Source organism: Pseudarthrobacter sp. IC2-21, assembly GCF_034048115.1.
In the GTDB taxonomy this organism is placed as follows: domain Bacteria; phylum Actinomycetota; class Actinomycetes; order Actinomycetales; family Micrococcaceae; genus Arthrobacter; species Arthrobacter naphthalenicus.
Genome location: NZ_CP139145.1, coordinates 1918488 through 1931574, shown reverse-complemented (window position 1 = coordinate 1931574; position 13087 = coordinate 1918488). Strand labels below are relative to the sequence as shown.

General features: G+C 66.9%; 14 protein-coding genes. 10 read left to right on the top strand and 4 right to left on the bottom strand.

Annotation, left to right across the window (positions count from 1 at the left end):
• Positions 1 to 46: 46 nt before the first annotated feature.
• The 7 genes from SBP01_RS08900 to SBP01_RS08870 all read left to right on the top strand — a co-directional run bounded on the left by SBP01_RS08900 (position 47) and on the right by SBP01_RS08870 (position 7748).
• Entirely contained in the window at positions 47 to 631 is a 585-nt protein-coding gene (locus tag SBP01_RS08900; protein ID WP_275215649.1) for a DoxX family membrane protein, read from the top strand.
• 26 nt (positions 632 to 657) lie between these two features.
• Positions 658 to 1548, top strand: a complete 891-nt coding sequence (locus tag SBP01_RS08895; RefSeq protein ID WP_320538163.1) for an oxygenase MpaB family protein — start codon at positions 658 to 660, stop codon at positions 1546 to 1548.
• A gap of 160 nt (positions 1549 to 1708) precedes the next feature.
• Positions 1709 to 3142 carry an SPFH domain-containing protein gene (locus SBP01_RS08890; RefSeq protein ID WP_320538162.1) on the top strand — a complete coding sequence of 478 codons (1434 nt, stop codon included), beginning with the start codon at positions 1709 to 1711 and terminating at the stop codon, positions 3140 to 3142.
• A gap of 8 nt (positions 3143 to 3150) precedes the next feature.
• Positions 3151 to 3399 carry a hypothetical protein gene (locus tag SBP01_RS08885; protein ID WP_320538161.1) on the top strand — a complete coding sequence of 83 codons (249 nt, stop codon included), beginning with the start codon at positions 3151 to 3153 and terminating at the stop codon, positions 3397 to 3399.
• A gap of 120 nt (positions 3400 to 3519) precedes the next feature.
• Positions 3520 to 4161 (top strand): NADPH-dependent F420 reductase, encoded by a 642-nt coding sequence (locus tag SBP01_RS08880; RefSeq protein WP_320538160.1) that lies wholly within the window; start codon positions 3520 to 3522, stop codon positions 4159 to 4161.
• A gap of 23 nt (positions 4162 to 4184) precedes the next feature.
• Positions 4185 to 6887: a PEP/pyruvate-binding domain-containing protein gene (locus tag SBP01_RS08875; protein ID WP_320538159.1), complete on the top strand. Its 2703-nt coding sequence runs from the start codon at positions 4185 to 4187 to the stop codon at positions 6885 to 6887.
• Between the two features lie 150 nt (positions 6888 to 7037).
• Positions 7038 to 7748, top strand: a complete 711-nt coding sequence (locus tag SBP01_RS08870) for a DUF4397 domain-containing protein (RefSeq protein ID WP_275215643.1) — start codon at positions 7038 to 7040, stop codon at positions 7746 to 7748.
• A 103-nt stretch (positions 7749 to 7851) separates the two neighbouring features.
• Here SBP01_RS08870 and SBP01_RS08865 read toward each other — a convergent pair whose 3' ends face one another.
• Entirely contained in the window at positions 7852 to 9561 is a 1710-nt protein-coding gene (locus SBP01_RS08865) for an ABC1 kinase family protein (protein ID WP_320538158.1), read from the bottom strand.
• Between the two features lie 5 nt (positions 9562 to 9566).
• Entirely contained in the window at positions 9567 to 10109 is a 543-nt protein-coding gene (locus SBP01_RS08860; protein WP_275215654.1) for a PadR family transcriptional regulator, read from the bottom strand.
• Between the two features lie 160 nt (positions 10110 to 10269).
• Here SBP01_RS08860 and SBP01_RS08855 point away from each other — a divergent pair, with 160 nt between their 5' ends.
• Positions 10270 to 10797: a DUF427 domain-containing protein gene (locus SBP01_RS08855; RefSeq protein ID WP_320538157.1), complete on the top strand. Its 528-nt coding sequence runs from the start codon at positions 10270 to 10272 to the stop codon at positions 10795 to 10797.
• Positions 10798 to 10840: 43 nt separating this feature from the next.
• On the opposite strand, the gene SBP01_RS08850 is transcribed toward SBP01_RS08855, so the two are convergent.
• Together SBP01_RS08850 and SBP01_RS08845 are read right to left on the bottom strand one after the other, a co-directional pair.
• Positions 10841 to 11257 (bottom strand): DUF302 domain-containing protein, encoded by a 417-nt coding sequence (locus tag SBP01_RS08850; RefSeq protein ID WP_320538156.1) that lies wholly within the window; start codon positions 11255 to 11257, stop codon positions 10841 to 10843.
• Between the two features lie 67 nt (positions 11258 to 11324).
• On the bottom strand, positions 11325 to 11582 hold the full coding sequence (locus SBP01_RS08845) for a metal-sensitive transcriptional regulator (protein WP_275215638.1): 258 nt from the start codon (positions 11580 to 11582) through the stop codon (positions 11325 to 11327).
• Between the two features lie 124 nt (positions 11583 to 11706).
• Here SBP01_RS08845 and SBP01_RS08840 point away from each other — a divergent pair, with 124 nt between their 5' ends.
• Together SBP01_RS08840 and SBP01_RS08835 are read left to right on the top strand one after the other, a co-directional pair.
• Entirely contained in the window at positions 11707 to 12324 is a 618-nt protein-coding gene (locus SBP01_RS08840; RefSeq protein WP_320538155.1) for a rhodanese-like domain-containing protein, read from the top strand.
• A complete protein-coding gene (locus tag SBP01_RS08835) occupies positions 12321 to 13079 on the top strand; it encodes a sulfite exporter TauE/SafE family protein (RefSeq protein ID WP_320538154.1) in 759 nt (252 codons plus the stop codon). Before SBP01_RS08840 ends, SBP01_RS08835 begins: the two co-directional genes overlap by 4 nt.
• Positions 13080 to 13087 lie beyond the last annotated feature (8 nt).

The following is a 13087-nucleotide window of genomic DNA, read 5'->3' as shown; positions in this document are numbered from 1 at the left end:
CGGCGCCGCCCGGCGCAGCGGAAAATCATCTCCCATGGAGGACGCCATGAGCCATGAAACCACCAGCTCCACTGCTGCGACCGCCGCCCAGACTGTCTTCCGGGTTGCCCTGGGCGGCGTGCTTATGGCCCACGGGTCGCAGAAGCTCTTCGGCTGGTTCGGCGGCGGCGGCCTCGAAGGCACCAGCAAGGGCATGCACGCCATGGGTTTCCGCCCGGCAAAATCCAGCGCCATCCTCGCCGGCGTTGGAGAAGCCGGGGCCGGGCTGGCCCTTGCCTTGGGGCTGGCGACCCCGGCCGCCGGCGCCGCCGCTACCACCACCATGGCCGTCGCGGCCAGCGTCCATGCGCCCGGCGGATTCTTCGCCACGGAAGGCGGTCTTGAGTACCCGGCGGTGCTGGCCGTGGCGGCTGCAGCGTTCACCCTGGGCGGCCCCGGCGCGTTCTCACTGGACGGGCTCACCGGCCACGTCCTGGACCGGCCTTGGATGCGGGCTGTCGCCTTGGCCACCGTACCGGCGGTGACCGCGGTCCAAATCTATCGGCGTCGTCAGGCCCTGGCAGCTGACGCGGCCGCAGCGGATGCCGGAGCGGCAACACCGGACGCCGGCGCCACAACACACGAAGGCTGAAAACTCTCGTCACGGAGGTCTCTCTGATGATGCGGCTCCACTCGTCACTGGCGGAGAGCCTGGACAGGCAGCTGGCCCGGGATCCGGAAGACTGGGAGCAGACATTCCGCCAGATGGCGCTGTTTGACCTGGCTGAGGACATCAAGTTCGGCTTCTTCCTTGCCTACTACCGGAACTTCGCCATTCCCTCCGGTGCGGCCACGCTGGTGAGGAACGGGGAAATACCTGCCCGGCCCATGAAGCGGTCCATTGACACCGGACTGGTGATCTACGAACTCATCGCCTGCGGGCTGGACTCCGAACGCGGCCGGCAGATGACGGCACTGCTGAACCGGGTCCACCGGCACGTGCCGGGCAGCCCGGAGGATTTCCTGTACGTGCTCATGACCCTCCTGGTGGTTCCCATCCGGTGGACGGAACTCCACGGCTGGCGCCAGCCGACGCAGACCGAGCGGGACGCCGCAACCCGGTTCTTCCGCGAACTGGGCACCAGAATCCATATTGCGGACATCCCCGTCACCTTCGAGGCGGCGGCGAAGTTCTTCGATGACTACGAACGGCGCCGGGTGGCGCCCAGCAGCGCGGGCAAGACGCTGATGGGCGCCACCGTACAGGTATTTCAAAGCATGCAGCCAAGGCTCCTGCAACCCGTCACGGAACGCATGATCGCCACCATGCTCGACGACGCCCCGCTTGCCGCCGCCCTCGGACTCCCCCGCAGCACCTGGTGGTCACGCGTGGCCCTGGCTGCCGGGCTCGGCCTGCGCAACGCGATCCGGCGCCGCACTCCGCTCAGCACCATTCCGAGCTTCATCCCGGGGCAGGCTGCCCCGCCGGTCTACGCCGAAGGCTATGACCCCGCCGAGATCGGACCGCTCAACGTGATGGGTCCGGGCACTGCAACACGACCGGACTAATCAGCAGCGCTCTGGACTCTTGGCCTGCGCCGACACAGACTGACTACAACAGCTGCCCCGGCAGGCCGGAACCACCCGCATTTTGGTCTGCCGGGAACGGACAGCTGCAGCTTTGGGCTTTACCGCGGTGCCTGATTCACACCCTTGAAAGGATCTGGTCATGCCGGACTTCTCAGCATTCTTCCCGCTCATCGTCACCATCGTGGGTGTGCTTGTCGCCATCGGCTTTGTGTGGGTGGCAACAAAACTCATGTGGAAGGTGGCCGAACCGAACGAGGCCCTCATCATCTCCGGGCTGACCCGCGGAACGCTTGACACCCGCGCGGGGATGGATTTCAAGATTGTCACGGGGAAGGGTGCCCTGGTCCTTCCGGGCCTCCAGACGGTGCGGACCCTGTCGCTGACCCTGAACGAAACTGAACTCAAAGTATCCTGTGTCACCTCGCAGGGCATCCAGGTGATCGTCGAGGGCGTGGTCATCTACAAGATCGGCGACGCTCCGCCCTTCATTGCCAATGCCGCCCGCCGCTTCCTGGGGCAGCAGCCCAAAATGGAGAGCCAGGTGTACAACGTCTTCGAGGGCCACCTGCGCTCCATCATCGGCAGCATGACCGTGGAGGAGATCATTCGCGAGCGGGACAAGCTCGGATCGCAGGTCCGCAGCGCCAGCGGCGTGGAGATGGAAAAACTCGGGCTCGTGGTGGACTCGCTGCAGATCAAGGACCTGCAGGATCCCACCGGGTACATCCAGAACATCGCCAAGCCGCACATTGCCCAGGTGAAAATGGAAGCACGCATCGCCGAGGCCACCCGCAACCGCGAAGCGGCCGAGAAGGAAGCAGAGGCGGCAGCCCTGATCGCGGACGCGCAGAGCGTCTCAGCCATCAGGCAGTCAGTGGCGCAGGCCAACGCCGAGCGGGCCAGGGCAAACGCCGCCCAGGCCGGCCCCCTGGCCGACGCCACGGCCCGGCAGCAGGTGGTGGTCCAGGAAACCGAAGTCGCCAAACTCGAGGCGGACCGGGAAGAGCAGAAGCTCCAAACCACCGTCCGGAAACCCGCAGACGCGAAAGCCTACGCCAAACGAACCGACGCGGAAGGCCAGAAAGCGGCGGACATCAGCGCCGCCGAAGCACTGGCACGGCGCACCGAACTTGAAGCCCAGGCCAACGCCCGCCGCACGGAGCTGCAGGCCCAGGCCAATGCCACCGCTGCGGCTGCCGCAGCCGGAGCCACCAAGGTCACCGGCGAGGCCGAAGCCGCAGCCACCAAGGCCAAGGGAGACGCGGCGGCCTCCGCGATCAAAGCCAAGGCCCTCGCGGAGGCGGACGGCATCAAGGCACGGGCCGAGGCCTTGGGGACCAACCAGGACGCCGTCATCTCCCAGCAGCTCGCTGAAAACATGCCCGCCATCATCGCCGCAGCCGCCGAGCCGTTCTCGCACGTGGGCCAGATGACCGTGCTGAACGGCGGCGAAGGGATCAACAGGATGCTCGGCGGAATCCTCGCGCAGGCCGGCGACTACCTTCCCGCCTTGGCCTCCGCGCTGAAGAAGGGCCCGGACACCAAGCACCCACCCGCCTCGCCCGAGGCGTAGGAGCCGGGATGCACAGGAATGTTGACCGGAGCCTGACAGGCAAAATCGGCCGGGTGACCGGGCGCATCGGACCGGACACCATCGGCGAGGTCATGCTCCCCTACCTCGGCGGCACCATGGCCTTCCACGCCCACCCCTTCGACAAGACCAGCGGCTTCGAGGTGGGCGACCAGGTGCTGGTGATCTACTACGAGCCGCCACAGACCGTCTTCGTGGACGAGCTGCCGGACGTCCTGAGACACGGCAGCGAGGCATGAAGGAACGGCTGCCGGAACTAAGACGACCGGTATCCGGGGCTTTCGTCCCTGTTGCACCGGCACCCTGTGCAGGTCTACTGGATGAGACAAGGACCACGGCATTTTCGGCAAGGGATGATCATGACCAACATCAGCATTCTCGGCAGCGGACACATGGCCCGGGCACTCGCGAAAGCAATGCTGAGGGGAAACAACCCCGTCCAGATTCTGGGGCGGGACGGACCCAAAACCCGCGACCTGGTGGAGAGCCTCGGGCCCGGCGCTACTGGCGGCGTCATCGGGGCCGGCATTACCGGGGCCATCGTTTTCCTGGCGATGCCGCACAAGGACGTGCACAACGCCATCCTGGAAGCCGGGGACTCACTGGAAGGCCGGGTGGTGGTGGACATCAGCAACCCCGTGGACGTATCAACCTTCGACCGGCTCACCACCGAACCGGGCACGTCCGCCGCCGAAGAAACAGCCCGCCTCCTCGAAGGGCGTGCAGATGTGGTTAAGGCGTTCAATACGACCTTCGCCGCCACCCTGGAGGACGGACAAGTCGGCGGGCAGCACCTGGACGTCTTCATAGCCGGCGACTCGGAGCACGCCAAGGAGAAGGTCAGCGCCGTCGCAGCCGCCGCGGGACTCCGGCCCATCGACGTCGGGCCGCTCCGGCGGGCACGGGAACTCGAAGCCATCATGCTGGTGGTCATGGGCCTGCAGGTCAGCCCCGAGCATCAACACTTCAACTGGGACACGGCGCTCCGGATCTTCCCGTAGCCAGGATCTGAAGGCCAGGGCACATGGATTCCGTGAGCCTTGATCCGGAGCGGGACGCCGGCGGGGCAGAGCTCATCATTGACCTCAACCGGCCGGCGCACGCAGCACTGGACGCAGTGGGCGGCAAGGCCCTCAACCTCGGCCTCCTCACCACGGCGGATTTCCCGGTACCGCCGGGTTTCTGCCTGACCACCGCCGGCTACCGGAAGGCCGCTCCCGCGGAAATGAACGCCCTCGCCGCCGAGCTGGACGGACGCGGCAGCCTTGACGGCGCTCGCGGACTGCGGGACATCGCTCGCGGACTAACGGACGCGGACCGGAACGAGCTCGCGCGGCGCGGCCGTGAACTGATGGCGGCGGCGCCGGTGCCGCCCGAGGTTGAGGCCGCCCTCCGCGGCGCCTATGCCGCGATGGGCGGCGGGCCGGTGGCCGTTCGTTCCTCCGCCACTGCCGAAGACCTGCCCTTTGCCAGCTTCGCGGGGCAGCAGGACTCCTTTATGGACGTCTCCGGGGCCCACGCCGTAGTGGCGGCAGTCCGGCAGTGTTGGGCCTCTCTATGGACCGACCGGGCGGTGGCGTACCGGACAGCGAACGGGATCAGCCATCGCGGGGTGGGCCTCGCCGTCGTCGTTCAACGCATGGTCCAGGCCGCCACGGCCGGCGTGCTCTTCACCGCCAATCCGGTGACCGGGACGCGGACCGAAACGGTTATCGATGCCAGTTCCGGGCCGGGACAGGCGGTGGTTTCCGGCGCCGTGAACCCGGACCATTTTGTGCTCGAGACAGCCTCCGGCCGGGTTTTGCGGCAACCACCGGGCCGGCCGCCCGGCCTGAGCGGGAAGCAACTTCGCGAACTGGCTTCCCGCGGTGCCGCCGCCCAGCGGCTGCTGGGTGCACCGCAGGACCTGGAATGGGTGATTGACCGGGCCGGCAAGGCCTGGCTGACCCAGTCGCGGCCCATCACCACGCTCTACCCGCTCCCGGACGACGACCCGTTCACGGGACAGACCGCCCCTGACGGCGCAGCCTCCGGGGATGCGCGCATCTACCTGTGCGGCACGCTGCTCCAGGGCCTCACACGCCCCATCACGCCGATGGGGCTCTCCGTCCTGGCACTCATGAGGGGCGACAGCGGGCCATGGAATTACGTCAACCCGGGCCTTCGGATGTACGTGGAGCTGACACCCCTCATCCGTAACAAAAACGGCCGCAAAGCGCTCTTGAAAACGCTCCCCCTCGCCGACGGCAGGTCGGCTGCCGTCCTCCCTGCGCTCCTGGCGGATCCGCGGTTCAGCATCATCAGCCGTTCCCGGCACAAGGCCGGCGGCACGGGACGCACTCCCCCGGCCACAACGCAATCCAAACGCGCCGGCGCCGCGCAGAGCCTGGGCCAGTTCTCCGCTTTGCTTCCCCCCATGCTCCGCGCGCTGCTGTGGCCGGAGCGCGAACTGCGGAGGGTGCAGCGCTACCAGGACCGGCTCGCGGCCACCCTGGTCCTCCCCCTGCCCGCCTCCGCGGCCACGCGGCTCCAGCACGCGGAGGACATTCTGGCCTCCTCCATCAACGGGTTGATCCAGGCCACCCTCCCGGCGCCGTCCGTGGGGTACCTGACGCTGGCTGCGGCCCGCAGGCTGCTGCGCGGAACTGCCAAGCCGCGTGAACTCGAGGCTGTGCTCCGCGGACTGCCGCACAATGTGACCACCATGATGGACCTGGAGCTGTGGCAGCTGGCCGTGTCCTTGGGCGGTGATCCGGAAGCGCGCCGCGCATTTACGGAGCTGCCGCCTGCGGAGCTGGCTTCCCGCTACCACCGGGGCGAACTTCCCGCGCCCGCCCAGGCCGGGCTTCAGCAGTTCCTGTCCACGTACGGTCACCGGGCCGTGGCGGAGATCGATCTGGGAATGCCCCGGTGGTTCGAGGAGCCGGACCACATCCTGGGAATGATTTCGAACTATCTGCGCGTGGACGATCCCGAGCAGGCCCCGGACCGGCAATTCACCAGGGCATCAGAGCATGCGGAGGCCCGGATCAGCGAACTGGTGGCGCGGGCAGGGGCCAGGAGCCGGCTGCGGGCGCGGCTGGTCTCGGTCTGCCTGCGGCGGACACGGCAACTCGCCGGCCTCCGGGAACTGCCCAAGTTCTGCATTGTGATGGTGCTCGCCGAGATGCACCGGCAGCTCACCGCCGTGGGCGTGGAACTCGTGAAGAACGGAACCATCGACGACGCCGGTGACGTGTTCTTCCTGGACTTCACCGAACTGCGCATAGGCCTTCGCGGTGCGGACCTCAAGGGAATCGTCTCCCGGCGCCGTCGGCTCTACACCTCCGAGCTCCGGCGGCGGCACATCCCACGCCTTCTGCTCTCGGACGGCACCGATGTCGAGGCCGCGGCGGGCCCCGGACTGTCCGCCGGAGACCAGCTGACGGGGACGCCGGCCTCGGCCGGCACCGCCAGCGGCAAGGTCAGGGTGATCATGGATCCCGTCGGCGCCCACCTGGAACCCGGGGAAATTCTTGTGGCACCCTCCACTGACCCCGGCTGGACGCCGCTGTTCATGACGGCAGGCGCCCTGGTGATGGAGATGGGCGGCGTCATTTCGCACGGGGCTGTGGTGGCCCGCGAGTACGGCATCCCGGCAGTGGTGGGTGTTGCGGAGGCCACCACGCGGCTGCGGGATGGGCAGGACATCACGGTGGACGGGGCCGCCGGAACTGTCCGGTGGTGAACCTGCGGGCGGACTGAGCAGGCAGAATATCCACTCCTGCGGCGGCTTACGGAATCTTCTCCCGGGGGGTGCATCCAAGCCCGGTGTCGGGGCGGTAGTAAGGGTGTCAGCACACCCGAGCCCTCAACGGGCCCTCCAAAGGAGTTGGAAATGCGCAAAAATATCTATGCCACGGCCGGAGCAGTGACGCTGTTGGCGGCACTCGCCGTCGCCTCCCCGGCCCAGGCCGCCAACGGTCATCACCGGGGCGACGATGCCACAGCCAAACTGTCCGTTCTCCACGGCGTCCCCGGACTGACAGTGGATGTGTGGCTGGACGGCAAGCTCACGTTGGACAACTTCAAGCCCGGCACTTTGGCCGGTCCGTTGACCGTCCCTGACGGGGACCACCGGATCGCCATCACCGGGGCCGATGCCAAGAGTGCCGATGAGGCCGTGATCGGCCCGGTCACAGTGGACCTGGAAGACGGACTGGACTATACAGCGGTGGCACACCTGGACGCTGACGGCTCACCCACGGCCACGCTCTTCACCAACGACACGTCGCCGAGCCCGGATGGACAGGGCAAACTGACGGTCCGGCATGTCGCTGCGGCTCCTGACGTCGACGTGCTGGCCGGCGGGACCGCCGTCATCGAGGGACTCACCAACCCGAACGAGGAGGTACTTACCCTCGACGCAGGAACAGTTTCCGCATCGGTGGCAGCGGCGGGCACCACTGCCCCGCTGATCGGCCCCGCGGACATCAAGGTTACCGAGGGCAAGAACACCATCGTGTATGCCTGGGGAAGCCTGGCCCGGAATACTCTGGGGGTCGCCGTACAAACAGTGGATTCCTCCTCGTGCGGCCGTGAGCACTAGCTGTCCCGCATCTTCCCGTCACGACATCACCGGTGGGGCCGCGGCCAGCGCGGCCCCACCGGCGTGCGCGAGGACGTGGCACGGATCCGGGCCGCCATCTCCGTCACAGGCCGCGGCGCCCCACCCATAGACCCTGCAGCAGGGGGACCGCCGAGGCAATCATCAGGACGTTGCCGAGCACCGGGTCCGCAGCCCGGACCAAGGACCCCGCGACGAGCAGGCCGCCGAACACCAGCGCCGATGCCAAGCGATGCATGGTGCGGTTGAGCCGTGCCACCTGCCGTTCGAGGCGCGGGTTGGCGACCGAGAGCGACCCGTCCTCGATCCGGGTGACGAGCCCGTCCAGTCGCTTCGGCAGCCGCAGGGCAACGCCGAGGGTCTCGAGCCCCTGCTGTGCCAGGTCCTGCACCACGTTGCCGCGCTCGTTGCGCAGCAGCTGCGCTGCATAGGGTTCAACGGAGTCCCACAGATTGAATCGTGCGTCCAGGGAGCTGCACACCCCCGATGTCAGTGACATTGCACGGATGATGAGCAGGAAGTTCTCAGGCAGCTGGAACGGCAACGAGCGGACGAGGTCACCGAACTCCGCCGCAAACTCAACGAACTCCCTCGGGTCCACCTCACGCAGCTCGGCAAAGCCCATTCCGCCGAACCTGGCGAACAGTTGGGTCATGGCGCGCTCAAGCTCTGCCGTGTCCGCCGATGGCAACAGCACGCCCACATCGCTGATCGCGGCCACCAGGCCTTTGCCGTCGCGGGAGGCGGCTGCAACCAGCAGCTTCCGCAGGCCGGTGCGGGTCCGGCCCGGCACCTCACCCATCATGCCGAAGTCGATGAACGTCAGCTTCCACGGGCGTTCCGCGGCTGAAGGGCTGCCCGGGGTGACGAAGATGTTCCCAGGATGCGGATCGGCGTGAAAAAAGCCCTCGGTGAACAGCTGGTCAAACATCACAGCTGCAAATACGGGGGCGACCTTCGCCGGATCGATTCCGGCTGCAACAAGTGCCGGTAAGTCCGTGATCTTGATCGCGGTGACATCTTCGAGGGTGAGCACGCGCCGGGTGGTCCGTTCCCAGACCACCGCGGGCACAGTGACCCTGCGGTCACCGGTGAAGTCCGCCGCGAAGCGCTCCGCATTAACTGCTTCGCGCATGTAGTCAATCTCCGCGAGGCTGATCTGGGCAAATTCCTCCACCAGGGCGGGCATGTCGGCACGGTTGGCCACCAGGCGCACGTGGCTGAGCCAGCCGCCAACCTTGCGAAGTGCCGCCAGGTCGACGTCGACAATCGCGTCGATGCCCGGGCGCTGCACTTTCAGCACCACGCTCCGCAGCCCGGCATCCGCGGCGTTGGCGGCCGAAAGGTGCGCCCGGTGTGCCTGCCCGAGGGAGGCGGCGGCGATGGGCGTTTCCTCAACCCAGGCGAAGATCCGGCTCAACGGCGCCCCCAGCTCCGCCTCGGCAAGGGCGCGGATCGCGGCGAACGGCACGGGAGGCACCTCGTCCTGCAGTCCCTCAAGTTCCTTGGTGATCTCGGGCGGGAGCACATCGAGCCTGGACGACAGGAACTGACCAACCTTGATCATCAGGCCGCCCAGGTCCACGGCAAGCGCGTGGAACCGCTCCGCAAACAGCCGCATCCGCCTGGCCCTGGTGCGCTCGGCAACCCTGACCAGTCCGAGCCTGGGGAGCACCAGCTCAAACCACCACGTCACCGCAAGATGCCACGCGGCAAAGCGCAGGATGCGGCGATAGCGGGCACGGTTGTTCACGCCGGGTACCGGGTCTGCCCGGTCCCGGCGAGCTGACGTCACCCTCTTCAGTCCTGGGCGAGGATGGAGTACAGCCGACGACGTGCCTCGTCAAGCACCTTCACGGCGTCCTGCACCTGCTTCGGCGAGCCCGTGCGGCCCACCTGGGCCGCGGCCTGGGCGAGCTCAATGCCGGCTTTGGGCAGCGCAGCAAACCCCGCTGTGGGTGCCGCACCGCTTTCCTCCCAGATCGCGGACGCGTCGGCGCCCGCCACCTCTTCCCGGCCCGCTTCGGTCAGCGAATAAATCTTGCGGCCGTTGGATTCCTCCGCACTGATGAATCCTTCGTCCACCAACAACTGCAGCGTTGGGTACACTGATCCGGCGCTCGGCTTCCAGCTGCCGCCGCTGCGCTCCTCGATTTCACCGATCATTTGGTAGCCGTGCATCGGCCGCTCGGCGAGCAGTGCCAAAATCGCCGAGCGCACCTCCCCCCGGCCCGCGCGGGTGCCCGCGCGTTTCTCGAACTTGGAGCGCAGCTCCTCAACGGCCTGCCACATGCCTTCAATGTTGGGTCCGCCAAATCCGCCCGCCGGGTACGAATTACGCATCATGCTCTCCTCTGCACGTCGCGAACGATAGTCAACGATACATCCGATGTTCGCCGGACCAACAGGGGCATCCGCCCGGAAGGGGAACCATGCGCAGGTGCTCCCGGAAGCCTTGGCAGCGAGTGCAGCCGCAGCAGGCAGAAGATGACAGCATGGAGGCATGACTCCTGCTCACGGATCCTCGCGCCCGTTCCGTCGCCCCCGGCCCATTAAGCCCGGGGCGGGTCAGGAATCGGTATGGGACTACCCGCGGCCCCCACGGGTTGAGCCGCGCTCCGAACGGGTCATCGTGCGGTTTGGCGGCCAGATCATTGCCGACACCACCAGTGCACTTCGCGTCCTGGAGACCAGCCACCCGCCGGTCTACTACCTACCGCTGTCCTCATTCCCTACAGGTGTACTGGTCCCGGTCGAAGGGACAAGTTACTGCGAATTCAAGGGAGTGGCGCACTATTTTGACGTCGTTGCGGGCGGAGCTCTCGCTCCCCGCGCGGGATGGACCTACCCCGAACCCACGCCGGGCTTCGAAGCGCTCAGGAGCCACGTAGCCCTCTATCCGGGCCGGATGGACTCCTGCGAAATCGATGGTGAGCGCGTAACTTTCCAGGAGGGCGACTTCTACGGCGGTTGGATCACCACACAGATTGTCGGCCCGTTCAAGGGTGGTCCCGGTACTGCCGGGTGGTGAGGCCCGGCAGTGCCGGTGGAACTTACGGCAGTGCCGGTGAAACTTACGCCGTTGCCCCGCCGAGGCTGGCGAGGGCCTTCCGAAGGCGTGTTCCGGCGTCGTCGGCCACTTCCTTGACGGCAGGGGCCCCGCTGAGCTGGACCATGGCCTGCGGATCGATGGCCTCCACGGTGGTGGCCTCGGCGTCCCGGTTCCGGCGCACCACTACGTTGCAAGGGAGCAGGGCACCCATCTCGGGTTCAGCGGCGAGGGCCCGGCTGGCAAGAGAGGGGTTGCAGGCACCCAGGATGATGTAATCGCCGACGGCGTCTGCGGCGTCGGCGCCCAGCTTGGCTTCGAAAGTGGACCGGATATTGATTTCCGTCAGGATGCCGAACCCCTGCGCGGCAAGGGCCTCCCGGGTGCGCTCCAGGGCTTCCGCCCAGGGAAGGGACACGGTGGTGGCCAGGGTGTACGTCATAACGCTCCTCGAGTTTGTTCGAATATCCGCTGTTCGGCGGCACGATGTGATCGGTGTAGTGGAACGGTCAGGCTAAGGAAAGGAAGAGCTTTTCCAGGTCTTTCGTACCCATACTTGCATCCTTTTGAATGATGCACTGTTCCAATCCGGTGGCAATGATCGCAAAACCCGCCTTATCCAGGGCCTTGGAGACGGCGGCGAGCTGGGTGACGATGTCCTTGCAGTCGCGGCCTTCCTCGAGCATCCGGGTGACGGCGGCGAGCTGGCCCTGGGCTCGCTTGAGGCGGTTGATGACGGGGGTGAGTTCGCTTGGGTTCAGTTCCATAAGAGGGCTCTCCGTTGATGGGTGATGCGACTCAATATATACCCCCATGGGTGTTTTGACTACCCCTGGGGGTATCTGTAATACTCGGTGAGGTATTCAACCGTCCCCTCCCGAGAGGCCATCAATGACTTCCCCTTCCAAATCAACCGCCGTGACCGCACTTGCCCCGGAGACCCTTCGGTCCTGGTTCACCGAGCACCAGGACCTCGTGGTGATCGATGTGCGCTCGGCCGCAGAATTTGAATCCATGCACATCCGCGGTTCATACAACGTCCCGCTGCCGCTGCTCTCCGAGCACACCGACGAACTGGCCGCCCGGCTGGGTTCCCGCGTGGTTCTGGTCTGCCAGTCCGGCGTGCGCGCCGAACAGGCCCGCCAGCGGATGACGGCAGTCGGAATCGACACCGCCCACGTCCTGACCGGCGGCGTCCCCGGTTTCGCCGCAGCCGGCGGCGACGTCGTCATCGGCAAGGACCGCTGGGACCTGGAGCGCCAGGTCCGCCTGGCTGCCGGTTCCCTGGTGATGGTGGGCCTGGTGGGAGGCAAGTTCCTCTCCCCCAAGGTCCGCATGCTGGCCGGAGCCATTGGCACGGGCCTGACGTTCTCCGCCGCGACCAACACCTGCGCCATGGGCAAGGCCCTCTCGGCCATGCCGTGGAATAAGGCTGCCAAGGAGCCCACCCGCGAAAGCGCCATCCTGCAGCTTCCCGTTCCGGCAGCTGACGAGGACGCCGCGGCATGATTCCGGCCCTGGGTCTGGGGCTCGTCGTTGGCATCGTCCTGGGAGTGGTGGGCGGCGGCGGGTCCATCATCGCCGTCCCCGCCCTGGTGTACGGAGTGGGCCTGAGCCCCGCCCAGGCCATTCCCACATCACTGCTGGTGGTGGGAATCTCCTCGCTCGCCGCCCTGCTCCCCCGGATCCGGGCCGGCCTGAACTGGCCTGTGATCGCACTGGTCGGGGGCGCCGGGATCCCGGCGGCCTGGGGCGGCGCGGCCGTGGGCAAGCTGCTGGACCAGAACATCCTGATGCTGGCGTTCGCCCTCATCATGGTGGCTGCGGGCATCCGGATGCTCAGCAAACCGCGCGAAAGCGAAGGGTCCTGCAGCACCGGGCCGAACCGTGCATTCCGGTCCTGCGCCCCAAAAGCCGTGGCCGTTGGACTGCTTGTCGGGTTCCTCACCGGGCTCCTCGGCGTGGGCGGAGGCTTCCTCATCACCCCGGCCCTGACCATCCTCCTGGGCTTGCGCATGAAGCAGGCCGTTGGAACATCACTGGCGATCATCGTGGTCAACTCCGCCGCAGGGTTCAGCGCGCATGCGGCCGGCTACACGATCGACTGGGCCACCACCCTGTCGTTTGCCATTCCGGCCATCGTGGGATCCCTCGTTGCGGCGCGGCTTGCCCGCCACCTGCACGACAAACACATCCGCATCTCATTTGCGGTACTCATCTTCGCCGTCGCGGCCTGGGTCACCGCCGGCACCATCACCGCCTAACCCGACCC